This is a genomic window from Pseudomonas ceruminis, from assembly GCF_021602025.1.
Classification (GTDB): domain Bacteria; phylum Pseudomonadota; class Gammaproteobacteria; order Pseudomonadales; family Pseudomonadaceae; genus Aquipseudomonas; species Aquipseudomonas ceruminis.
Window position 1 is genome coordinate 1 of the sequence record NZ_BQHW01000009.1, and the last position, 23,531, is coordinate 23,531.

Annotated in this window: 23 protein-coding genes; 6 read left to right on the top strand and 17 right to left on the bottom strand. The window is 61.7% G+C overall.

All coding sequences use genetic code 11. The annotated features are described in order from the left end of the window. The 3 genes from L6D80_RS12595 to L6D80_RS12605 all read right to left on the bottom strand — a co-directional run. The coding region (locus tag L6D80_RS12595; protein ID WP_476748336.1) for a L,D-transpeptidase family protein at positions 1-391 on the bottom strand (391 nt) is incomplete at its 3' end. Between the two features lie 130 nt (positions 392-521). Further along, positions 522-803, bottom strand: a complete 282-nt coding sequence (locus L6D80_RS12600; RefSeq protein WP_054903220.1) for a hypothetical protein — start codon at positions 801-803, stop codon at positions 522-524. Positions 804-861: 58 nt separating this feature from the next. Then, on the bottom strand, positions 862-1,467 hold the full coding sequence (locus tag L6D80_RS12605; protein WP_054903219.1) for an arylesterase: 606 nt from the start codon (positions 1,465-1,467) through the stop codon (positions 862-864). Between the two features lie 10 nt (positions 1,468-1,477). Between L6D80_RS12605 and L6D80_RS12610 the strand changes: the two genes are divergently transcribed. Both L6D80_RS12610 and L6D80_RS12615 read left to right on the top strand, forming a co-directional pair. Then, positions 1,478-2,161 (top strand): ABC transporter ATP-binding protein, encoded by a 684-nt coding sequence (locus tag L6D80_RS12610; protein ID WP_054903218.1) that lies wholly within the window; start codon positions 1,478-1,480, stop codon positions 2,159-2,161. Then, complete coding sequence (locus L6D80_RS12615) at positions 2,161-4,668, top strand: ABC transporter permease (protein WP_176514485.1); 2,508 nt, start codon at positions 2,161-2,163, stop codon at positions 4,666-4,668. Before L6D80_RS12610 ends, L6D80_RS12615 begins: the two co-directional genes overlap by 1 nt. A 74-nt stretch (positions 4,669-4,742) precedes the next feature. On the opposite strand, the gene greB is transcribed toward L6D80_RS12615, so the two are convergent. The 3 genes from greB to L6D80_RS12630 form a co-directional block, all read right to left on the bottom strand. After that, entirely contained in the window at positions 4,743-5,216 is a 474-nt protein-coding gene (gene greB / locus L6D80_RS12620; protein WP_054903216.1) for a transcription elongation factor GreB, read from the bottom strand. A gap of 11 nt (positions 5,217-5,227) precedes the next feature. After that, positions 5,228-5,536, bottom strand: a complete 309-nt coding sequence (locus tag L6D80_RS12625) for a hypothetical protein (protein WP_176514487.1) — start codon at positions 5,534-5,536, stop codon at positions 5,228-5,230. A 230-nt stretch (positions 5,537-5,766) separates the two neighbouring features. After that, positions 5,767-7,173: an MltF family protein gene (locus L6D80_RS12630; protein ID WP_176514489.1), complete on the bottom strand. Its 1,407-nt coding sequence runs from the start codon at positions 7,171-7,173 to the stop codon at positions 5,767-5,769. 158 nt (positions 7,174-7,331) lie between these two features. Here L6D80_RS12630 and L6D80_RS12635 point away from each other — a divergent pair, with 158 nt between their 5' ends. The 3 genes from L6D80_RS12635 (at position 7,332) to L6D80_RS12645 (ending at position 10,196) form a co-directional block, all read left to right on the top strand. Next, entirely contained in the window at positions 7,332-8,129 is a 798-nt protein-coding gene (locus L6D80_RS12635; RefSeq protein ID WP_176514491.1) for a TatD family hydrolase, read from the top strand. A gap of 144 nt (positions 8,130-8,273) precedes the next feature. After that, positions 8,274-9,752, top strand: a complete 1,479-nt coding sequence (locus L6D80_RS12640) for a methyl-accepting chemotaxis protein (RefSeq protein ID WP_176514493.1) — start codon at positions 8,274-8,276, stop codon at positions 9,750-9,752. 75 nt (positions 9,753-9,827) lie between these two features. Beyond that, positions 9,828-10,196, top strand: coding sequence for an Mpo1-like protein (locus tag L6D80_RS12645; RefSeq protein WP_176514495.1), 369 nt, complete (start codon positions 9,828-9,830; stop codon positions 10,194-10,196). 3 nt (positions 10,197-10,199) lie between these two features. Here L6D80_RS12645 and L6D80_RS12650 read toward each other — a convergent pair whose 3' ends face one another. The 3 genes from L6D80_RS12650 to L6D80_RS12660 form a co-directional block, all read right to left on the bottom strand. After that, positions 10,200-10,997: an acyl-CoA thioesterase gene (locus L6D80_RS12650; protein WP_054903210.1), complete on the bottom strand. Its 798-nt coding sequence runs from the start codon at positions 10,995-10,997 to the stop codon at positions 10,200-10,202. Between the two features lie 77 nt (positions 10,998-11,074). Further along, complete coding sequence (locus L6D80_RS12655) at positions 11,075-11,854, bottom strand: CHAD domain-containing protein (RefSeq protein ID WP_054903209.1); 780 nt, start codon at positions 11,852-11,854, stop codon at positions 11,075-11,077. A gap of 14 nt (positions 11,855-11,868) precedes the next feature. Next, on the bottom strand, positions 11,869-12,147 hold the full coding sequence (locus L6D80_RS12660; protein ID WP_054903208.1) for a hypothetical protein: 279 nt from the start codon (positions 12,145-12,147) through the stop codon (positions 11,869-11,871). Positions 12,148-12,301: 154 nt separating this feature from the next. Between L6D80_RS12660 and L6D80_RS12665 the strand changes: the two genes are divergently transcribed. Beyond that, positions 12,302-13,342 carry a patatin-like phospholipase family protein gene (locus L6D80_RS12665; protein WP_176514498.1) on the top strand — a complete coding sequence of 347 codons (1,041 nt, stop codon included), beginning with the start codon at positions 12,302-12,304 and terminating at the stop codon, positions 13,340-13,342. A 76-nt stretch (positions 13,343-13,418) separates the two neighbouring features. Here L6D80_RS12665 and L6D80_RS12670 read toward each other — a convergent pair whose 3' ends face one another. The 8 genes from L6D80_RS12670 to L6D80_RS12705 form a co-directional block, all read right to left on the bottom strand. Next, complete coding sequence (locus tag L6D80_RS12670; protein WP_176514500.1) at positions 13,419-15,290, bottom strand: SurA N-terminal domain-containing protein; 1,872 nt, start codon at positions 15,288-15,290, stop codon at positions 13,419-13,421. A 183-nt stretch (positions 15,291-15,473) separates the two neighbouring features. After that, positions 15,474-15,746: an HU family DNA-binding protein gene (locus L6D80_RS12675; protein WP_054903205.1), complete on the bottom strand. Its 273-nt coding sequence runs from the start codon at positions 15,744-15,746 to the stop codon at positions 15,474-15,476. 151 nt (positions 15,747-15,897) lie between these two features. Beyond that, positions 15,898-18,294, bottom strand: coding sequence for an endopeptidase La (gene lon, locus L6D80_RS12680; RefSeq protein WP_054903204.1), 2,397 nt, complete (start codon positions 18,292-18,294; stop codon positions 15,898-15,900). 164 nt (positions 18,295-18,458) lie between these two features. Continuing rightward, a complete protein-coding gene (clpX, locus tag L6D80_RS12685) occupies positions 18,459-19,742 on the bottom strand; it encodes an ATP-dependent Clp protease ATP-binding subunit ClpX (protein WP_054903203.1) in 1,284 nt (427 codons plus the stop codon). 108 nt (positions 19,743-19,850) lie between these two features. Then, on the bottom strand, positions 19,851-20,492 hold the full coding sequence (gene clpP / locus L6D80_RS12690; protein ID WP_003259400.1) for an ATP-dependent Clp endopeptidase proteolytic subunit ClpP: 642 nt from the start codon (positions 20,490-20,492) through the stop codon (positions 19,851-19,853). Between the two features lie 91 nt (positions 20,493-20,583). Next, positions 20,584-21,897, bottom strand: coding sequence for a trigger factor (gene tig / locus L6D80_RS12695; protein WP_176514502.1), 1,314 nt, complete (start codon positions 21,895-21,897; stop codon positions 20,584-20,586). Positions 21,898-22,143: 246 nt separating this feature from the next. Continuing rightward, positions 22,144-22,443: a DUF6388 family protein gene (locus L6D80_RS12700; protein ID WP_054903201.1), complete on the bottom strand. Its 300-nt coding sequence runs from the start codon at positions 22,441-22,443 to the stop codon at positions 22,144-22,146. Positions 22,444-22,596: 153 nt separating this feature from the next. Next, a complete protein-coding gene (locus L6D80_RS12705; protein WP_054903200.1) occupies positions 22,597-23,376 on the bottom strand; it encodes a class I SAM-dependent methyltransferase in 780 nt (259 codons plus the stop codon). Positions 23,377-23,531: the final 155 nt, after the last annotated feature.

Consider the following 23,531-nt stretch of genomic DNA (forward strand, 5'->3'; position numbering starts at 1 on the left):
CACCTTCCCGCCCGATACCCAGCGGGAAGGTGTGCACGACGTTCTGCCCTTTCGGGAAGTAGTACATGCGGTACTCGGCAAGGTTGATGACAATACCCTCGCGCGGCCCCGGCGGCAGGATGTAGCGGGTCGGCAGAATGATCTCGGTACCGGCGCCGGGCAACCAGGGGTCGACACCCGGGTTGGCGGCGATCATTTCCAGGTAGCCGAGGTCGTTGGCAGTGCCGATGTCGGCGAACGTGTCCTCGTACTTGGCCTTGATCACCTGCACCTGGCCAACGACGTCTTCACCAGGTGGCGGCAGAGGCAGCTCCAGCGCAACGGCACGGCCCGCTACCAACAGGGCGGCCAGGGTCAGGCAACGGGTGACGGCGGGAAAGCGCGGCAACATCCGGTAAATCCTTCGAAAGGTTGTCAAGAGGGTCGATTGTACACCCGCCCCGGCCCAAGCGGGAGGCGTTGAAGATTAACAAGCGTTTCAGATGATGAAAGGTGCGTACAGTTCCCCGGCGCACAGCGCCTCAGAGTTCTGGCCACACCGGGCGCATGCCTCTGCGCTGGGCGTCGAGAATGGCCCGGCACAGGTCACAGAGGCGACCGTCGCGGTAGATCGAGCGCTGCACGCCCGACCAACGCGGTTGCGCCGGCAGCAACCCACCACACAAGGTGCGATCGACCGGTACACCCAGTTCAAGTTGACGCGCGACCAGATGGACGCGGATTTCCTGGCAAGCGAACAGGTCGAGCTGTTCATCGGGCTCGATCAGTTGGTAGGCATACAGGGACCAGGCAGGGCGTGGCATTGGGGGCTCTCGAAACGGGGGGCGCAACATTAGCCGAAAGCCGGCCCCGTTTAAAGCTTCACAGCAACGGTTTTATCGCCGGCCAGGCATTTTCCAGCAAGCGCTGCTGAGCCCCTTGCGCCGGATGGATGCCATCGGCCTGCATCATCTCCGGGACACCGCCTATACCCTCAAGAAAAAACGGCACCAACGGCACGTGTTTTTCCGTTGCCAACTGCTCGTACACCTTGGCGAAGGCCGTGGTGTAGCGTAATCCGTAGTTGGGTGGCAGGCGCATCCCTAGAAGCAGCACCTTGGCTCCCGACTGGCGTGCGCTTTCGATCATCGAGGCAAGATTTTGTTGCAATTGCTGTGGCGGCTGGCCGCGCAGCCCATCATTGCCACCCAGCTCAAGCACCACAAGGCTCGGCTTGTGCGCTGCAAGCAGCGCCGGCAGCCGCGCCTGGCCACCTGCACTGGTATCGCCGCTGATCGATGCGTTGACCACCTGATCGTCGAAACCTTCGTCCTTGAGCCGGGTCTGCAACAAAGAGACCCACCCCAGGCGGCTATCCAGGCCAAAACCGGCGCTGATACTATCGCCAACTATCAGCAGTGTTCCCGCCGCCGCGCTCTGGGCCAGGCAATACAGGGCCAGACCGGCACTCAACCACCACACTCGCATTGGATTCTCCATGGGCCCCAGTATTCTCGTTGCGCAGAACCTTAGCAAAGTGGTCCCCAGTGCGGAAGGTGACCTGACTATCCTTCACGCCCTGTCCCTGGACTTGGCGCAAGGCGACAGCCTGGCCATTGTCGGCGCCTCGGGCTCTGGCAAATCGACGTTGCTTGGGCTGCTCGCCGGGCTCGATCGCCCCAGCGCCGGCAAGGTCATCCTCGCCGGGCACGACCTCGGCCCGCTGGACGAAGATCAACGCGCCCGGGTGCGCGCCGAGCATGTCGGTTTCGTGTTTCAGTCGTTCCAGTTGCTCGACAGCCTCAACGCCTTGGAAAACGTCATGCTGCCACTGGAGCTGGACGGCCGCCGCGACGCCCGTGAGCAGGCCCACACCCTGCTCGAAAGGGTCGGCCTAGGTAAGCGCCTGAGCCACACCCCGCGCCAGCTATCGGGTGGCGAACAACAGCGGGTAGCGATCGCCCGCGCCTTCGCCGCCCACCCTGCGGTGCTGTTTGCCGACGAACCCACCGGCAACCTCGACAGCCACACCGGCGAGCGTATCAGCGACCTGTTGTTCGAACTGAACAAGGAGCGCGGCACCACCCTGGTTCTGGTCACCCATGACGAACGCCTGGCCCGCCGCTGCCGGCGCCAGATCCGGCTGGATGCGGGGCGCCTTGTGGCGCCGGTGGAGGCCTGATGACGCACATGCCGCTGTCCCGTCTGTGCGGCCTGGCGCTGCGCCAACTGCTGCGCGATGTCCGCGCCAGCGAAGTGCGCGTGCTGTTCTTTGCGCTGTTGGTGGCTGTCGCCGCCAGCACCGCAATCGGCTATTTCGGTGCCCGCCTCAACGGCGCCATGCAATTGCGTGCCAGCGAGTTCCTAGGTGCCGACCTGGTGCTGCAGGGCAGCGCGCCAGCCCGTGACGAGCAGATAAACGCTGGCAAGGCGCTGGGCCTGCGCCACGCCCAGGTGGTGGAATTCACCAGTGTGGTGGGGGGCGATGCCGGCATTCAGTTGTGGAGCATCAAGGCCGCCGATGGTGCCTATCCGCTGCGCGGCCAGGTGCGCAGCGCTGCCGCGCCCTATGCCCAGGAGGCGCCCGGCGGGGGCCCGGCCCCGGGCGAGGCATGGGTCGAGCCACGCCTGTTGGCAGCCCTCGGTCTGGCCGTAGGCGACAGCATCGATGTCGGCATGAAAACCCTGCGCATGACCCGCGTGCTGACCTACGAACCGGACCGGGCCAACAATTTCTACAGCCTGACGCCTCGGGTGATGATGAACCTGGCCGACCTGCAGGCCACCGGGGTCATCCAGCCTGGCAGCCGGGTCAGTTACCGTGACCTGTGGCGCGGTGATACCCAGGCACTGGCGCAGTACCGGCAAGGGCTGGAGAAAGACCTCGCTGCCAATCAGCGCCTGCTCGACACCCGCGATGGCAACCGGCAGATCGGCGGCGCCCTGGGCAAAGCCGAACGCTACCTGAACATGGCCAGCCTGGTGGCGGTACTGCTGGCAGGGGTCGCGGTGGCGCTTTCGGCCAGCCGCTATGCGCAACGGCGCCTCGACGCCAGCGCCCTGCTGCGTTGCCTGGGCCTCTCGCGCCATCAGGCGCTGGGCCTGTACTGCCTGCAATTGGCCATGCTCGGCTTGGTAGCCGCAGTCGCGGGTGCGCTGCTTGGCTGGCTGGCACAGCTGGGGCTGTTCCGCCTGCTGCATGGCCTGCTGCCCAGCGTTGTGCCAGGTGGCGGCATCGTCCCGGCACTGGCCGGCATCGCCACCGGGCTGGTGGCCCTGGCCGGTTTTGCTCTGCCACCGTTGGTGGCGCTGGGCAAGGTCCCGCCGCTGCGGGTACTGCACCGCGACTTGCTGCCAGTACCACCGAGCAGCTGGCTGGTGTATGGCGCTGCCCTGCTGGCATTGGGGCTGATCATGTGGCGCTTGAGCCTCGATCTGCTGCTGACGTTCGCCCTGCTCGGTGGCGGGCTGATCGCCGCGCTGGTGTTGGGTGGCCTGCTACTGCTCGGCCTGCGCAGCTTGCGCCGGTTGCTGGCAGGTGCTCCATTGACATGGCGCCTGGGCCTGGGGCAGCTATTGCGCCACCCCATGGCAGCGGCCGGGCAGGCCCTGGCGTTTGGCCTGATCCTGCTGGCCATGGCTCTGGTCGCCTTGCTACGCGCGGAGCTGCTCGATACCTGGCAGGCCCAGCTCCCAAAGGACGCGCCCAACCATTTCGCCCTGAACATCCTGCCGGACGATCGTGAACCTTTTGCCCAGCGCCTGCACGAGGTGAATGCCACCTCAGCACCGCTGTATCCGGTCACCCCGGGGCGGCTCATCCAGATCAACGACCAGCCTGTGCAGCAACTCGTCAGCAAGGACTCTGCTGGCGAACGCGCGGTACAACGCGACCTGAGCCTGACCTGGGCCGCCGAGCTGCCCGAGGGCAATACGCTGACCGCAGGCAGTTGGTGGCAGGCACTGCCTTCGGCCAATGACACCCCAGGCGTTTCGGTAGAAGCCGAGCTGGCCAGCAGCCTGAAGGTGCAACTGGGCGATCTGCTCACGTTCGACATCGGCGGCGAACATCGCCAGGCACGGGTCAGCAGCCTGCGCAGCGTGCACTGGGACAGCTTCCAACCGAATTTCTACATGATCTTCCAGCCCGGAACCCTTCAGGGGTTGCCGACCACTTACCTGACCAGTTTCTACCTGGCGCCTGGGCATGACCTGGACGTCGTTGCCCTTTCCCGGGCGTTTCCGGCGGTGACCATTCTGCAGGTCGATGCCTTGCTCGAGCAGTTGCGCAGCATCCTCGCCCAGGTCACCTTGGCGGTGGAGTATGTGCTGCTGTTCGTATTGGCAGCGGGGTTGGCCGTGCTGTTCGCCGGTTTGCAGGCCACACTGGATGAGCGCATTCGCCAGGGGGCCTTGCTACGCGCACTCGGTGCACCGCGCCCGTTACTGGTCAAGGCACGGCGTATCGAGTTCGGGCTGCTGGGGGCAGCGAGTGGCGCACTGGCTGCACTGGGGTGCGAGCTGATTACCCTGGTGCTCTATCGCTATGCGTTCGACCTGCAGTGGAGCCCACACCCCTGGTTACTGGTGCTGCCGTTGGCGGGGGCATTACTGGTGGGTGGCGCTGGCGTGCTGGGTACGCGGCGGGCACTCAATGCCAGCCCATTGAAGGTTCTGCGGGAGGGCTAATGGCTACGCTGCCGACCTGAAGCTACAGGCAAGAGCAGATCTGCTTTTGCTTGCAGCCTGTAGCGCGCAGCACGTCACTGCCCATAGCTGATACGGTTCACATACCAAGTTGCCTCGCCCGTGGGCGTGTGCACCACTACCTCATCGCCCTCTTCTTTCTTGAGCAAGGCACGCGCCATGGGTGAATCGATCGAAATGTAGTCATTACGCCCATAGATCTCGTCATACCCGACGATGCGAAACTTCATGGTTTCGCCGTCATCGTTCTCGATCTCGACCCAGGCACCGAAGAACACCTTGCCCTCCTGCTGAGGCGAATAGGCCACCACCTTGACGTCCTCGAGGCGTTTGCGCAGGTAACGGACGCGGCGATCGATCTCGCGTAGCAGCTTCTTGTTGTACTGATAGTCCGCATTCTCGCTGCGATCCCCCAGCGAGGCGGCCCACGCAACCTTCTGGGTGATTTCAGGGCGATACACACGCCACAGATGGTCCAGCTCCTTCTTCAGGGCCTCATGACCAGCCGTGGTGATGATATTGGTGCTCAACAGCGCACTCCTCAGCGTCGGGTAATCAGCCCCTGGCGCGCGATGCGGGTGAGATGGCCGATGACCTCGGCAGCCTCTTCACGGGCCGGCGCCTGAATTACCGCCAGATCGAAACGGTCATCGGCATATTGCTCGAAGCGGCAAGCGGTTTCGGCAAACTGGATGAGGAAGGCACGGGCCTGACCTTTACGGCGTGACAAGCCTTCAAGGTGGCGCAGGAGTGTGGGCTGATGCTGGCCACCGAGCAGGATACGCGGTGTACGGGCAGCCGGGTTTGCAGGTAGGGGGCTCAAACAGACACTGGTACGTGGGCAACTCATGGAGTCTCTCTCCGCCTCGCGAATCCCGCTGGGCAGCGGTGGGAGGCGTCACCGAACCAGCGCTTTAGCGGTATTTCGGATGACCCGGAGGGTGGGCCTTCCCGCGCCCCGCAAGTAGCTGTTTAAATCGGCGCAGGCGGTATCCTAGAGCCTCGAGCGGCAAGCTGCAAGTAGACGTTCAGCGCAGGCTGCCGCCCGCTTCGCTGCGCACCAGGTCACGCCTCGGTTTTCTAGCGTTTCGCAACGCGCTCCAGAGCCGCACGTTCACGGTTGAACGCCAGGAAATACTTGTTCACGCTGTTGACGAAGTTCACCGGCCCCATGCCCACCTGTTCCATGGCCACCCGTTCGGTCTGGAAAAACCATTGGTTGCCATTGAGGCCCCGTTTACGGGCCTCGGCACGCATGGCTTGGACCCGCTCCGGGCCCAGGTTGTAAGCCGCCAGCACGAAGGCCATGCGCTCCCGTTCATTTATTTGCGGGCTGGCGAAGAACTTGCGGCGGATGAGCGCCAGGTAACGGGCGCTGGCCTGAACATTGCCATCCACTGTGGCGGTATTGCTGACCCCCACCCGTTGGGCAGCCGAGGGGGTGATCTGCATCAGGCCATGCGCCCCGCCGGTGCCTCGCGCTGCCGGGTCGAGGGTCGACTCCTTGAACGCCAGTGCGGCAAGGTTCAGCCAGTCGATCTGCTGCGCCTCACCGTGCTTTTGCAGCACCGGCCGCAGGGAGACCAAACGCTGACGATCTTTACGGGCGAGCGGATCGTGCACACGGTATTGGCGCCGGTAGATGCGCTCGAATGCCGCGTCCTGGTTTTCGGGTGCGCGATAGCCTTGCAGGAAGCGGTCAACTGTTGCCAGCAGTAGGGTTGCATCGCGGCGTACATACCAGCGCATGGCCTGGGGCTGGCCCAGGTGCACGCGGTTGTCCAGGCGCAGGCGCGGCATCACCCTGGACCAGCGCTGGGCAATCGGCCGCTCCACGATGGTCAGGTGGTAGATGCCGGCCTGAACCATCTCCAGCACGTCCTCCACGGCCAACGTCGAATCGACCCATTCGATCTTGATCGGTGGCCGCTTGCGCAGCGCCAACTGTTGGTTGAGCTGCTGGATCACTGCACCGGCAGCACTGGCGCTGGTGAGCGCCACCGTGCGCCCGGACAACTGTTCGACGCGGGTAAAGCTACGTTCACCCTTGCGCCCGACCAGCCACAACGGCACTTGGTCCAGCACCGGCGCGCTGCTGTTCACCCCGCCCACCAACCCTGGGTCTAGCAACTCGCCCGGCGCGGCCAGGTCACCCTCCCCGCGCTGCAAGGCACCCAACAGCTGCTCCTTGGCCCGCGGGATAAGCTTAAGGCGGATCTGTTGCCCGTCCCCTGCGCGGGCGTTGAGATAATGCTCGAGCCCGCGCAGGCGGTAATATTCGATGCCCACCGGTTCGCCCTTGACCTCCCCGGAACTGTTGCGGCTTTGATTGACCAGCACCCGCAATACCTTGCTGCTGCGGATCTGTTCAAGGTCACGGGCCTTGCCCGCAGGGACGTTCTGCTGCGGACCCGGCAGGCGCGCGTAGGCGGGGCCGAAGGTCATCAGCCCAAGCATCAGCAGCAGGGTCAGCAGGTGTCGCAGCATGCGAGAACATGTCCGAGGTCAGTGGGCGCTGGCCGCGTGATACGAGCGCCTCGTGATAAATAACGGTAAAAGACCATGGCAACAGCATGAAGTTCTTGGTTTTTTCCGATTATCGCGGTTTTTGCTATGCTGGCCGCCCCGCGGCACGAGGTAGCACCATGCAACTGATCGATATCGGCGTCAACCTGACCAACAGCAGTTTCCACGACCAGCAGGCCGCCATCGTCGAGCGTGCCATCGAGGCCGGCGTGGTGCAGATGATCCTGACGGGCACCAGCCTTGCGGTCAGCGAACAGGCTTTGGCGCTGTGCCTGCAACTGGATGCCGACGCCCAACACCTGTTTGCCACGGCCGGTGTCCACCCGCACGATGCCAAGGCCTGGGATGCGAGCAGCGAGGGCCAATTGCGCCAGATGCTGAGCGAATCACGTGTTCGCGCCGTCGGCGAGTGCGGCCTGGACTTCAACCGGGACTTCTCCCCACGCCCACTTCAGGAAAAAGCTCTGGAGGCCCAGTTGGCACTGGCCGCCGAGTTGCGTCTGCCGGTTTTCCTGCACGAGCGTGATGCCAGCGAGCGGCTGCTGGCGATCCTGAGGGATTACCGTGACCATTTGCCCGCCGCAGTGGTGCACTGCTTTACCGGCGAACGTGACGCATTGTTCGGCTACCTGGACATGGACCTGCACATCGGTATCACCGGCTGGATCTGCGACGAACGCCGTGGGACCCACCTGCACTCACTGGTCGGCAACATTCCCCAAGGGCGCCTGATGCTGGAAAGCGATGCTCCCTACCTGCTGCCGCGTACGCTGCGGCCAAAACCAAAGAACGGGCGCAATGAGCCGGCATACCTGCCGCAAGTGCTGCAGGAAGTAGCGTTGCACAGGGGTGAAAGCGTCGAGTCCACTGCGGCACATACCACTGCCACGACCAAGGCGTTCTTCCAGCTTTGCTGAGCACTCACAGCTGTACGGCCCATGGCGCCGCCGCTGCGGGCTTAAACCTTTTGTTGATGCACATCAAAGCCTCTCTGGTGTGAACGGGCACAATGATGGCACCTTGCCAATAATGTTTCCGCTCAACTCAGAGAAGACCTACCCATGGGTGCCTGGCTTAGCAATATTTCCCTGAAGTACAAATTCTGGGCCGTCAACGCGGTGGCCTTTGTCACGACCCTGTTGCTGGTGCTGTACGCCGTGCACCTGGAACAGCAGGCCCGAGCCGAAGCCACACAGGCCCAAGCCCAGTCACAGGCACAGCTGCTGGCCGCATGGCCCGCCGGGCAGCCCCTGCCCCGCCAGGACAACGTGATCACCTGGCAAACGGGGCAAACCCCGTCCTTTGCCGGCCATCCGCTGGAGGCGCTGCGCAATGCGCAAGGCTGGGTCGCCCTGCCGGCCGCCTGGATCCTTGGCGACAACCCGCTGCGCGGTGCCCACGTACTGCGCCATGGCGAGCAACAGGTAGCGGTGCTGGCGCAGTCTCCGAGCCTGCGTCAGGTGTTCTTCGACCGCTTCAGCAACTACGCCGTCTGCGTGCTGATCCTCATGCTGGCCATGCTCTGCGCCTCGCAGCTGCTGATCCGCTTCCTGCTAAGCCAGCTCAATACCCTCAAGGACGTGATGCTGCACGTGGAAAAGACCGGCGACCTGTCGGCCCGTGTGCCTCTTGCCAGCGGCGATGAAGTTGGCCAGATGGCCGGCGCCTTCAACGCCATGCAGTCGACGTATCACCGTGTGGTCAGCACCGTTGCGCGCACCGCCGCACAGCTGGACTCGGGTGCCGCGCGCCTGGCGGCAAGCATGAACGAAGTACGCCATGGCATGCTCGGCCAGCAGAGCGAGACTGACCAGGCGGCCACCGCGATCAACGAAATGACCGCCACCGTGCATCATATCGCTCAGCATGCCGGCGCTACACGCGACCTTTCGCAGAGCGCCGACTCCCTGGCCGGCAGTGGCAAGGAAGTGGTCAGCCGCGTTCAGGATTCGATTTCCGGGCTGTCCAGCGGCGTTCAACAGACTGCCGAAATGATCCGGCAACTGGCCGAGGACAGTCAGAAGATCAACGGTGTGGTCGGCGTGATCCACAGCATTGCCGAGCAGACCAACTTGCTGGCACTCAATGCCGCCATCGAAGCGGCCCGCGCCGGTGACCTAGGCCGTGGTTTTGCTGTGGTGGCCGACGAAGTTCGCAGCCTGGCCAAGCGAGTGCAGACGTCCACCGACGAGATCACCAGCATGGTCGCCGACCTGCAGGCCGGTACCCGTGATGCCGTGGAATTCATGCAGGAAAGCTCGTACAAGGCCGACGACTGCGTCAGGCAGGCCCAGGAAGCCGGGGCGGCGCTGGCGGAAATCACCGGGGCGGTGGCGCAGATGCGTGAGAGCAACACGCAGATCGCCGTGGCAGCCGAGCAGCAAAGCCAGGTAGCCGAAGAAATGAACCGCGCCGTCGTGAGCATCCGCGATGTCACTGAAGACACGGTGCAACAGACCGTCAGTTCGGCCACCACCAGCAGCGAACTGGCGACCCTGGCAGGCGAGCTGAACAAAGCCATCGGCCAGCTCAAGCTATAGCGGCCATAGCCAGCCTACATTGGCTGCGCGCCCAGCGCCGCACTAAACTCTGGGCATGACCGAGAGGAAATGCCCATGAACAAACGCTTGCCAAACCTGCCCGCCTGGCAATGGCGCGGCTATCACCACAATCATCGGCACCCTACCAACCTGGTGCTGCACTTGATTGCCGTCCCGCTGTTCATTCTCGGCGTCTTGCTGGTGCTGTCAGGCCTGTTTGCCCTGGACCTGGGTCAGATTGCCGTCGGTGTCATCGCCCTGATTGCAGGGCTGGGCCTGCAGCGCCAGGGCCACCGCCTGGAGGTCGAACAACCCGAGCCGTTCGTCGACCGCAAGGATGCCATGCAGCGCTTGCTGACCGAGCAGTTCATCACCTTTCCGCGCTTCGTCCTCAGCGGCGCCTGGTGGCGTGCCTGGCGCGAGCGGCACAAGCACCGGCACTGAGGCCTAGGCAAACACCGTGACCGTCTGCCGGCTCAATGCCAGCAACACCCCATCTGCGGTCCACAGCGCTGCCGCCGCATGCCCGTAGCCATCCCGGGCATGCTCGGTTTCTACACAGTAGCGGCACCAGTCGTGGGTCGACAACTGCGCAACCGGCTGAATGAATTCGATGGTCCACGTCAGCGTGCTACCAGCGGCGGGCTGCTTGAGCACGGGCATCAGGCTTGGTGGCCAGGCATCCACAAGGGCCAGCAGGTGGGCCTCGTTGACCGGCTCTTCAGCAACCTCGCGCAGGCGCACCCAGCCCCCCATCTTGCGTGAGGGATTACCACTGAATGGCAACCCGCCAACGGCCCAGCGTAACGCGACATGGCGCATGAACTCCGGTGTGATGCCCTGGATGTAAGGCAGCTCCGGAGCCGCTTGCTCAAGCGCGCTCATCTCGATGGCCGGCATTGCCGGGACATCGACCACCGAAGGCCGACCCGCGCCGAAACTGCCCTGCACCAATGTCACCACTTGCCCATCCTGAACGGCGCGTCCCAACAGTGTGCTGACCGCCTTGCCTTCACGCAGCACCTCGACTTCGAAACGGGTGGGCACACCTGGCGCGGCCGGGGCTACAAAGCTGATGGCCAGCGAACGCACGGGGCGGTTATCAGCAAGTTTCAGGCGCATGGTTTCATACACCATGGCGGCCATCAGGCCACCGAAAGCGGCGCGCCCTTGCGCCCAGGCGGCTGGGATGCTGACGGCGTCAGGGGTGGCGCGCACGGCATCGAGCAGTTGGTTGAAATTCATGGGCCGGCTCCTGCTTACGGCGAAAGAGGTTTGCCCATACTAGCCAGCAACCCGCGTTCGTTCAGCCCGCATATCGGTCATTTACTGGGCTTGCGCCGCTCAAGCGCTGCATGCAGTGCCTCCAGCGTGGCGTCGGACTGGCGTTCGGCTTCGTGCAGTTCCTGCTCCCAATCGGCCGTGAAAGGTCCCAGGACGGCCTGCTCGCGCGCCTGCAACAGCCATTGCAGGCGGTCATGCCAACTGCCCAGGTCGCCTTGGGCTTGCTTGAGCAGGCGCTGCAGCTTCTTGCCGGCATGGTCCAGCTGAGGATAGGCCTGATCGCCATAGCGCACCCGTTTGATCAGCAGGCGCAGGCGATGGCGATCGTGGGCGGGGTCTTGCAGTGCGTCGTTCAACGTGCGCCATTGCTTGACCAGGCGTTTGTCGACGCGCTTGGTCAGGGACTTGGCCAATCCCTCGCGCTGCGCTGCACGCAAGAACAGCGGGAACGCGTCGAGAATGCTCAGCACCCGGCTCAGTTGCGGGCTCACAGCGACGCTGGCGAAGGTAGCCGAGCGCCGCTGCAACAGCCGCTGCGCAGCTTGGGCGAAGCCCCGCTTGACCAACTCGGCGGCTAGCACTTCACGGTCACGCAAGGGCGTGGTCAGGGTGCCAAGGGCTTTTGCCGCATCCTCCAACTGCTCGACCCCCGGCAAACTGCGCAGGGGCCGCAACAGGCTGCGCAGGCGCCGCACAGCAATACGCAGGTCGTGCAACGCCTCGGCGTCGGTATCGGCAGCCAACCGCTCCCGGCAGGCCAGCAAGCGCACCTGCAAGTCCAGCACCTGGGCTACCACATGATCGAGCATGGCGGACATACGATGCTCCTCGGTCAGCGCCCGGCGCGCGACTCACGAATGTAGAAACGTGCCTTCTCGGCCTTGTTGGTGCACCCTTCGAAGCCTTCGAACTGCTGCTGCGTCTTGGCCCCGGTCAGCAGCGACAAGGCCTTGGAATAGCTGACAGTGCCTGCAAAACCTTCAGCCTTGGCCAGGTCCAGCTCCTTCCAGGCGGCATCGAGCTGCGTCGCGCAGCTGTCACGGTAGGCCGTCTTGCCCGCACAGCCAGCAAGGGCCAGGGCAAGCAAAGGAAGGCAGATCCAGGCTTTCATCAGTGATACCTCAACGGTAGAAATAGAGTGGCTGTTCGACGCTCGGGCGCATGAAAAGTGCCGCACTCGGCATGCTTTGCCTAGAGTCTACATTGAAGCACAGGCAACGCTGGGTGCATTGTAGGACCATGGTTGCACAGGCTGGGGAAAGATCATGAGCAAACGTGTGGCATTGGTGTTGGGATCGGGGGGCGCCCGGGGTTATGCCCATATTGGCGTGATCGAAGAGATCGAACGGCGTGGCTACGACATCGCCTGTATTGCCGGCTGCTCCATGGGCGCGGTGATCGGGGGTATCTACGCGGCAGGCAAGCTCGAGGATTATCGCAACTGGATCGAAAGCCTGGATTACCTGGATGTACTACGTCTGGTGGATGTCAGCTTCCGCCTAGGGGCGATCCGTGGTGACAAGGTGTTCGGCCAGATCCGCAAGATCGTGGGCGAGATCAACATCGAGCAATTGCGCATCCCTTACACGGCGGTGGCGACCGACCTCACCCATCAGCAGGAAATATGGTTTCAGGAAGGCTGCCTGCACCAGGCCATGCGTGCCTCGGCGGCGATTCCGAGCTTGTTCACGCCAGTGGTCCAGGGCAACCGCATGCTGGTCGACGGCGGCATTCTCAATCCGTTGCCGATCGTGCCGGTGGTGTCCAGCCACTGCGACCTGATCATCGCGGTAAACCTTAACTCCACCAACCAGAAGCAGTACCAGTTACCGGTGATCGAACGGCCGGCGGCGTTCAAGATGCGTTTTGACGCGCTGCTCAGTTCACTGGGCTCGCGCCTGCCGTTTCGGCGCAAGCCTGCCGAGGAGTTGATTCGTATCGAGCAGGAGATCGTGGCCGAAGGGCTGGCGCCGCCTAACCCATGGTTGGCCGAGACAGCCGACCCAGAGGGCCAGCAACCGGCGGCGGCGCCAGAGAGTGAGGGCGCACCGAAATCGGCCACCGGCTCGTTCATTGTCGACAACGTTGGGCCGGCGTCGCTGCTGGACCTTATCAACCAGAGCTTCGAGGTGATGCAGACGTCGCTGGCGCAGTACAAGATCGCGGGGTATCCCCCAGATGTGCTGATCAACGTACCCAAGCGGGTATGCCGGTTTTTCGAGTTTTACAAGGCACCCGAGCTGATTGCCCTGGACAGGGAGATTGCGCGGGACACGCTGGACAACTACGAGGGGGTGAAACGCTAGCCCGCAAAAAGGGCCGGTACTGCTGGCAAACGAAACAGGCCGCATTACGCGGCCTGTTTCGTTACTGAACACCCACTCAGTAGCGGGTGATATCCGCACTGCCTTCCAGCTGCTTGCGGTACGCCGCAAAGTCCTGCTGGCCGGCACGCGACGCGAGGTAGCGGCGAATCTGCTGCTTCTCTTCATCGCTGGCAGCAGCGCCTTCGTTGACGCCCTTGAGCTGCAACACCACCAGGCTACCATCGGCCAGGACCACACTGCCGTACTCAGGCTTGTCCTTGGCTTCTGGCTTGGCCAGACGGAACAGTGCCTGCAGCTCGGCCGGATCGATACCGTCCTGCCCACGGGTAACAGCCTCGTAGGCTTTCCAGCTCTGACCATCGTGAGCCGCACCGGCGGCGATGGAGCCGTCGCGCAGGCCGGCGATCAGTTTGTCTGCCTTGGTTTTGAGCTCAGCGGTTGCCTTTTCCTTGGCCAGGTGCTCGCTGATGTTCTTGGCCACGGCTTCCAGCGGCATCTGCTCAGGCTTGCGGTGCTCCTTGACGCGCAGTACCACGGTGGTTTCCGGGTCCAGCTCGATGGCGGTGCTGTTGGCAGCCTCCTCCAGCACTTCCTCGGAGAACGCAGCCTGGACCACGGCACGGTTGGCGGTGATGCCCTCACCACCTTCACGGCCGAATGGCGCCGAGGTGTGCACCTTGAGGTTCAGGTCCTGGGCAGGCTGGGCAAGGTCCGCAGCCTCATAGGCAGCGTCCTGCAGCTGTTTGCTGGCATCAACGTAACGCTGCTCGACCAGTGGCGTTTTCAGGTCACGGGTGAGTTTGTCCTTGAGGCTGGCAAAGCTGGGTACTTCCGGCGCCTGCTTGCCCAGCAGCTTGATCAGGTGGTAACCGAACTCGGTACGTACCGGTGCCGACACCTGGCCATCGTTGAGCTTGTACAGGGCGTCCTCGAAGGCTGGGTCATACACACCCGGGCCAGCGAAGCCAAGGTCGCCACCGGTGTTGGCGGAACCTGGGTCCTGGGAGAACTCCTTGGCCAGCTTGGCGAAGTCTTCACCCTTGGCCAAACGCTGCTGGACTTCCTCGATGCGGGCCTTGGCGTGGGCATCGTCAACCTTGTCGTTGACCTCGATGAGAATGTGCGCGGCATGGCGCTGCTCGGCGAGGTTGGCGATTTCTTTCTCGTACTGGGCCTTGAGCTCGTCGTCGGTGACCTTGACCTGGTCGAAGAACGCCGATTTCTTCAGCTCGATGTAGTCAATGACCACCTGGTCGGGGGTCATGAACTCCTTGGCGTGCTGATCGTAGTGCGCCTTGACCTCTTCATCGCTGACCTTGACCGCAGCCGGGTTGGCCTTGAAGGTTAGGGCGGCGAAATCGCGGGTCTGGTTTTCCAGCCGTGCGAAGGCGTCGACCTGCTGGTCGGTGACAAAGCTGCTGCCGGCAATACCGGTGCGCAGTTGCCCGATCAGCATTTCTTCGGCGAGCATCTCGCGGAATTGCATACGGCCATAGCCCATCTGGCGAATGACCTGGTCAAAACGATCGGCGTTGAACTTGCCATCGACCTGGAATTCCGGGGTTTGCAGGATCACCTGATCCAGCGCGGCCTCGGAGAAGGCGAATTTGGCGTCTTCAGCGCCCTGCAACAGCAGTTTGCGATCGATCAGCCCTTTGAGCGCAGAGTCGCGCAGCAATTTCTCATCCAGCATTGCCGGGTCGAAATCCTTGCCCAACTGTTGCATCAGCTGGCGGCGCTGCATGTCGGCCGCCTGGCTCAGCTCATTCTGGCTGATGGTCTGGCCGTTCACCTTGGCAGCGTCCTGGCTATGGGTGGCGGCCTGGAAAATGGCCTCGAAGCCAGTCAACGCCATCAGCACGACGATAAGGCCGATGATGGTCTTGGCAATCCAACCTTGTGAATTGTCCCTGATATTTTGCAGCATGCGTCCCCCAGAAACGGCTGTACCACTGCGTCGACAACCGCGGAGCGTCGGTAGAATCCTGATAAAAGAAAGGCGCATCCGAGGATGCGCCTTTTCTTAGCAAACGTGTCAGGCGGGAACGTTTGCGACCCGCCATCAGCGTGCTCGAACCTGGCAAGGCCCGGTCCGGCTGAAAGAGACGACTTAGTTGACGGCGTCTTTCAGGCCTTTGCCAGCCTTGAAGCCTGGAACCTTGGCAGCAGCGATCTTGATTGCCTTGCCGGTTTGCGGGTTACGGCCGGTGCGCTCAGCGCGCTCCTTGACCGAGAAGGTACCGAAGCCAACCAGCACAACATCGTCGCCTTTTTGCAGGGCGCCCTGAACGGTTTCGATGACTGCATCCAGCGCACGGCCGGCTACAGCTTTCGGGATGTCTGCAGATGCGGCGATAGCGTCAATCAGTTCCGACTTGTTCACTCTAAGTCCCCTTATTCTCTATTGAGTTTGTTTCTAAGTATGTAATGAAAAGCGTATGAAACCTGTACTGGGTGGCCTATTGACAATAGCGTGCCGCTTTATAGCAAGGCCCCGAAAAAACTGTCAAGGAAAGCCCCCCAGGCAAAAACTACTAATGCGTGCTGATTCTTTCCTTAGCATCGCCGTCGCGCTTTTCATCTTTCGCGACAATCTCAGGAGCCACATCTGGCAAGGGCTCCGGGGCGTATTGCAGCGCAATTTGCAGGACCTCGTCAATCCATTTGACCGGTTTGATCTGCAGATCCTGTTTGATATTTTCCGGAATCTCCTTCAGATCGCGAACATTCTCCTCTGGAATGATCACTGTCTTGATCCCGCCACGGTGTGCCGCCAGCAGTTTTTCCTTCAACCCGCCGATGGCCAATACCTGGCCGCGCAAGGTGATTTCGCCAGTCATGGCAACGTCGGCACGCACTGGAATCTGGGTCAGTGCCGACACCAGCGCGGTGCACATGCCGATACCGGCACTCGGGCCGTCCTTAGGCGTGGCGCCCTCAGGCATGTGGATGTGCACGTCGTGCTTCTCGTGGAAGTCGGCAGCTATGCCCAGGCTGCGGGCGCGGCTACGTACCACGGTCTGCGCGGCAGTGATCGACTCGACCATGACATCGCCCAGCGAACCGGTCTTGATCAGCTGGCCCTTGCCAGGGATGACCACTGCCTCGATGGTCAGTAACTCACCACCCACCTGCGTCCAGGCCAGGCCGGTCACCTGGCCGATCTGGTCCTGCTGCTCGGCCAGGCCGTAGCGGAACTTGCGTATGCCAAGCAGGTGTTCAAGCTGCTCGCTGGCCACCTTGACCTTGACCTGCTTCTGACCGGCATGCTCCTTGACCACCTTGCGGCAGACTTTGGCGATCTGCCGCTCAAGGCCACGCACCCCAGCTTCACGGGTGTAATAGCGGATGATGTCGCGAATGGCCGAAACGTCGAACTCAAGTTCTTCCTTTTTCAAGCCGTTGGCCTTGACCTGCTTGGGCACCAGGTACTTGACCGCGATGTTGATCTTCTCGTCCTCGGTGTAGCCCGGCAGGCGGATGACTTCCATGCGGTCGAGCAGCGCCGGCGGGATGTTCATCGAGTTCGAGGTGCACAGGAACATCACGTCGGAAAGGTCGTAATCGACTTCCAGGTAATGGTCGTTGAAATTGTGGTTCTGTTCGGGATCGAGCACTTCCAGCAACGCCGAAGCGGGGTCACCACGCATGTCGCTGCCCATCTTGTCGATCTCGTCGAGCAGGAACAGCGGGTTGCGGACGCCCACCTTGGTCATTTTCTGAATCAGACGACCAGGCATGGAACCGATATAGGTCCGACGGTGGCCACGGATCTCGGCCTCGTCACGCACGCCACCCAGGGCCATGCGCACGAACTTGCGGTTGGTTGCGGCAGCGATCGATTCGGCCAGCGAGGTCTTGCCGACGCCGGGCGGGCCAACCAGGCACAGCACCGGACCACGGATCTTCTTCACCCGCTTCTGCACAGCGAGGTACTCGAGGATGCGTTCCTTGACCTCTTCCAGGCCATAGTGGTCAGCGTCGAGGATCTCTTCGGCCTTGGTCAGGTCCAGACGCACCTTGCTCTGAGCCTTCCACGGCACCTGCACGAGCCAGTCGAGGTAAGACCGAACGACGGTAGCCTCGGCCGACATCGGCGACATCTGCTTGAGCTTGTTCAGCTCCGCCTGGGCCTTGGCCAGGGCGTCCTTGGGCAAGCCTGCGGCCTCGATGCGCTTTTTCAGCTCTTCGACTTCGTTGTGCCCTTCGTCGCCATCACCCAGTTCTTTCTGAATGGCCTTCATCTGCTCATTCAGGTAGTACTCGCGCTGGCTACGCTCCATCTGCTTCTTGACGCGACCACGGATACGCTTTTCAACCTGCAGCAGGTCGATTTCAGCGTCCAGCAGGGCCAATACATGCTCGACACGGGTCGGCAGGTCGACGATTTCGAGGATTTCCTGCTTCTGCTCGATCTTCAGTGCCATGTGCGCGGCCATGGTATCGACCAGGCGGCCAGGCTCTTCGATGCTGTTCAGCGACGAGAGCACTTCGGCAGGGACTTTCTTGCCCAGTTGCACGTACTGCTCGAACTGCGACAGCAGGGTGCGCACGAACACTTCCGACTCGCGCTCGGCGGCGTCGGTTTCATCGATCAGGGAGACTTCGGCACGGATGTGCCCTTCTACTTCGTTAAACCGCTCAACGGCGCCACGCTGCTCGCCTTCAACCAGCACTTTGACGGTGCCATCGGGCAGTTTCAGCAGTTGCAATACGGTGGCGACGGTACCGACCCGATACAGGGCGTCTTCGCCCGGATCGTCGTCGGCTGGGTTCTTCTGGGCCAGCAGGAGAATCTGCTTCTCGCCCGTCATCGCTGCCTCGAGGGCTTCGATGGACTTTTCACGCCCCACAAACAGCGGGATGACCATGTGCGGGTAAACAACGACATCGCGCAATGGCAAAAGAGGCAAGTCGAGGGTGGTCTTCATGATTTCGCCTCTACAGCGGCCTTATGGCCGGAAACCGGTGGAAATGATGCTTGGACCTAATGTGGGGGCACGCCTGGGAAATTACAAGCGCTTGCACATGAAAAGCAGAAAGGGGCCCGTAGGCCCCCTCCTTGCTTGCTGCCATTACCCGGCTATCACCTGTATCAGGCGTCGGGCGCGGCCTTGGCTTGCGGCTCGCTGTTTTCGTAGATCAGCAGCGGCTGCGACGAACCTTCGATGACGCTCTCGTCGATGACCACCTTGCTGACATCCTTCTGCGAAGGAATCTCATACATGGTGTCGAGCAGCACGCCTTCGAGGATCGAGCGCAGACCACGGGCGCCAGTCTTGCGCTCCAGGGCCTTGCGCGCGACGGCCTTGAGCGCATCGCTGCGGAACTCGAGGTCAACGCTTTCCATCTCGAACAGCTTGGCATACTGCTTGGTCAGGGCGTTCTTCGGCTCGGTGAGGATCTGCATCAGCGCAGCTTCGTCCAGCTCGTCAAGGGTCGCCAGAACCGGCAGACGGCCGACGAACTCGGGGATCAGGCCAAACTTGACCAGATCATCCGGCTCGACTTCGCGCAGCGACTCGCCGACCTTCTTGCCCTCTTCCTTGCTGCGCACTTCAGCGCCAAAGCCGATACCACCTTTGGTGGAGCGGTTCTGGATGACCTTTTCCAGGCCCGAGAAGGCACCACCGCAGATGAACAGGATGTTGCGGGTGTCAACCTGCAGGAATTCCTGTTGCGGGTGCTTGCGCCCCCCTTGCGGTGGCACGGAGGCCACGGTGCCTTCGATCAGCTTCAACAGCGCCTGCTGCACGCCTTCACCCGAAACGTCACGGGTGATGGACGGGTTGTCCGACTTGCGCGAAATCTTGTCGATCTCGTCGATGTAGACGATGCCCATCTGGGCTTTTTCCACGTCGTAGTCGCACTTTTGCAGCAGTTTCTGAATGATGTTCTCGACGTCCTCACCCACGTAACCGGCTTCGGTCAGGGTGGTGGCATCGGCAATGGTGAACGGCACGTTCAACAGGCGTGCAAGGGTTTCGGCGAGCAGGGTCTTGCCCGAGCCCGTTGGCCCGATGAGCAGGATGTTACTCTTGCCGAGTTCAACCTCGTCACCCTTCTTGTCACGCTGGTTCAGGCGCTTGTAGTGGTTGTACACCGCTACGGACAGCACCTTCTTGGCGCGCTCCTGACCAATCACGTATTGGTCCAGGATGCCGCTGATTTCTTTCGGCGAAGGCAATTTGTGCGCGCTGCTCTCGGCCTGGGCTTCCTGCACCTCCTCACGGATGATGTCATTGCACAGGTCGACGCACTCGTCGCAGATAAATACCGAGGGCCCGGCAATCAGTTTGCGTACTTCGTGCTGGCTTTTGCCGCAGAAGGAGCAATAAAGCAATTTGCCGCTGTCCTCGCCGTTACGGGTGTCAGTCATTCGATCGATCCAATCCGGTAGGCTTGCAACACAAGATGAAGGCAATTGCGGGCTTTTTCAAGTCCGCAGGTAGGGGCTTTGGGCACCTACCTGCTCTGGCACCTGGGTTCAGGAGGCCAGTTGCCGCTTGTCGTAGACCGAGTCGATCAGGCCGTACTCGGCCGCGCGCGAGGCGCTCATGAAGTTGTCACGTTCGGTGTCGCGCTTGATGGTCTCGAGATCCTGGCCAGTGTGGTAGGCCAACAGCTCGTTCAGGCGCGCCTTGATATTGAGGATTTCCTGGGCATGGATCTCGATATCGGTAGCCTGGCCCTGGAAGCCGCCCAGCGGCTGATGGATCATCACACGCGAGTTCGGCAGGCAGTGGCGCTTGCCCTTGGCACCAGCGGCCAACAGGAAGGCACCCATGCTGCAGGCCTGGCCGATGCAGATGGTCGAGACGTCCGGCTTGATGAACTGCATGGTGTCGTAGATCGACATGCCAGCAGTGACGGAGCCGCCCGGGGAGTTGATGTACAGATGGATATCCTTGTCCGGGTTTTCCGCCTCAAGGAACAGCAGTTGCGCCACCACCAGGTTGGCCATGTAGTCCTCTACCGGGCCAACCAGGAAGATCACTCGCTCCTTCAACAGGCGCGAGTAGATGTCATAGGCGCGTTCGCCACGGGCGGACTGCTCGATAACCATCGGGACCAGGCCGCCTGCGGCCTGGATGTCAGAGCTCTGCTGAATATAAGAATTGCGGGACATGTCCTGCGCTCACTCCCAAATAGTCATGGCTTGAATACGCACAAGCCAGCGCGAAGGCTGGCTTGTGGGGGTTTCCTACGAGAGAACCGTATTACTCAGCTTCGGCAGGAGCCTGTGCTGGTTTTACCGCGTCTTCGTACGAGACCGACTTGTCGGTCACAGTCGCTTTCTGCAGAACAGTATCTACAACTTGTTCTTCCAGCACAACCGAACGCACTTCGTTCAGCTGCTGGTCGTTCTTGTAGTACCAGGCGATGACCTGTTCAGGTTCCTGGTAAGCCGAAGCCATTTCTTCGATCATTTCGCGAACCTTGCCTTCGTCAGGCTTCAGCTCGAACTGCTTGACCACTTCAGCGACGATCAGGCCCAGCACCACGCGACGCTTGGCTTGCTCTTCGAACAGCTCGGCCGGCAGTTGCTCTGGCTTGATGTTGCCACCGAACTGCTGAACAGCCTGGACGCGCAGGCGGTTGACTTCGTTTTCCAGCAGGGCTTTCGGCACTTCGATCGGGTTGGCGGCCAGCAGACCGTCCATGACCTGGTTCTTCACCTTGGTCTTGATCGCCTGGCGCAGTTCACGCTCCATGTTCTTGCGAACTTCGGCACGGAAGCCTTCCAGGGTCGACTCCTTGATACCGAACTGGGCGAAGAACGCTTCGTTCAGTTCTGGCAACTGAGGTGCCGAAACGCTGTTGACGGTGATGGTGAACTCGGCGGCTTTGCCAGCCAGGTCCAGGTTCTGGTAGTCCTCAGGGAAGGTCACGTTGACAACGCGCTCTTCGCCTGCCTTGGCGCCAACCAGGCCATCTTCGAAGCCCGGGATCATGCGACCAGAGCCCAGTACCAGCTGAGTGCCCTTGGCCGAACCGCCGGCGAAGGCTTCACCGTCGATTTTGCCAACGAAGTCGATATTGACCTGGTCGTCTTTCTCGGCGGCGCGCTCAACGGCTTCGAAACGGACGTTCTGCTTGCGCAGCACTTCCAGCATGTTGTCCAGGTCGGCGTCAGCCACTTCGGCGGTCAGGCGCTCGACGCTGATCGACTCCAGACCGGCAACGGTGAACTCAGGGAATACTTCGAAGATAGCAACGAATTCCAGGTCCTTGCCCTTTTCGAAGGACTTCGGCTCAACGGCCGGAGCGCCAGCCGGGTTCAGCTTCTGCTCGACGATGGCTTCGTAGAAGGAAGCCTGGACCAGGTCACCGAACGCTTCCTGACGGGCATCGGCTTCGAAACGCTGACGGATCACGCTCATCGGCACCTTGCCTGGGCGGAAGCCCGCAACCTTGGCGCGCTTGGCAGTCTGTTGCAGACGCTTGTTGACTTCGTTCTCGACGCGCTCGGCCGGAACGGCGATGGTCATGCGGCGCTCGAGAGCGGAAGTGTTTTCAACAGAAACTTGCATGGATATTCCTCGTTGCACAGACGTTAGCCGGCGATAGCCCGACTCCAGAATCAAGGGCAAGCATTCTAGTGAGTCACGCACCAGAAGTCACCCCACTCGGGACGACGGGAAACCACGCCGGTCGATTAGCTTGCAAGGCCCGCACGGCGTGCCGCCGGGCCTCTTTATATAAGTAGGGTGCGCAGCGCCTTTGGCGGCACGCAACCGAAATACCTTGTCAAACAACTGCGCCCTGCGAAAACGCCCCTATTGCGGGTCGATTTCATTGAACTGGCAGTACTCCTCCCACTCCACCCCCAGCGCCTCGGCCACCTCACGGTGTGTTTCCAGGCGCATCGCGTGCAGTTGCTCAGGGCTTTCGGCGATCAGTTGCAGCGCCAGCTCCCAGGGCTGGAGGCCCTGCTCATCGGCCGCATCCTCGAACGCCCATTCGATCTGCTGGGCCTGCTCACGCGCATCCAGCTCACGAATCTCTTCGAGCAGTTGCGGGTTGGCTTCGGCGAAGCGCTGCAGCGCCAAGGCCTGGCGGGCTTCTTTTGCAATCATGGCGCAATTCCTCTACCGACCACTGGGCCGGCGTTTCAACCGGCTGAAATCTATCAGCTTTTATAGCTTCGCCACCAGAGCACGAAACACTGGCTTGAGCCCGCACAAAGATGGGGTCGCCCGCTCCAGACACAACCCCGCCTGCGCATAAAATCAGACGAAACTGATATTCGGGCGCTGCGCGCCGTACACCACCCGCGCCGCCGTGACCAACTGATGAGGCACCTCAACGAAAGGCACGTCCGAATTGGTCAGCGCCATGTCGAAGAGTTTCACCAGCACCGAATCACGACGCACGAGAATGACATCGGACCAGTCGGTATTGGTCATGGCCACGGGGATGAAGTCGGAGCGCTTCATGAAACTGCCAAGCGCCTCCAGCACACCCAGGTTCTGCCGAGTGCCGTGATGACTGTGGCAGCAGTCGTTCAACATCATGATGCCGTCAGGCCCCAACAACTCCTGGTAATACATCATGTCGCGCAGCACGAATTCGTACTGGTGGTTGGCATCCACGTAGACCAGGTCGAATTGCTCGATACCGGTCTGCTCGCGAATCTTCGCGATGGCACCGATGCTGTCAGCGCGAATCACGGCAACTTCAGGCATGTCGATGAATTTTGCCAGGCACTCCTGGTACAGCCGCTCCCAGGTCGCGTCATCGTGCAACGAGCCACCGTAGTAGTACTCGTACTCATCAACCGGCGAAACCCATGGCGGCAACTGATCGAACGGGCTATAGGCCTTGTTCGCATCCTTGCTCCAGCTATCTGCCAGCACCATGCGGGCCGGCGACAACGCCGCACGCAACTTCAGTGCGTTCTCGCCGCGCAGCACGCCCACTTCTGCAACCACCGGACGCTTGTCCATCGCGTCGAACACTGCGCGCAACACCTGATACAGGTTAACTCGATGCGTATTGCAAACTTTCATGTCAGTTCCTTTTCTCGGGGGGGCGACGCCCGGCATAACACTTCAGGCGGCACAAAGGCGTCGTACAAGCAAGAACCTGACCAACTGCTGACTCAACGACACAACCCGCACGAACAGGGCTTACGCTGCGATCAGTGAGCGGGACACGCCAATGA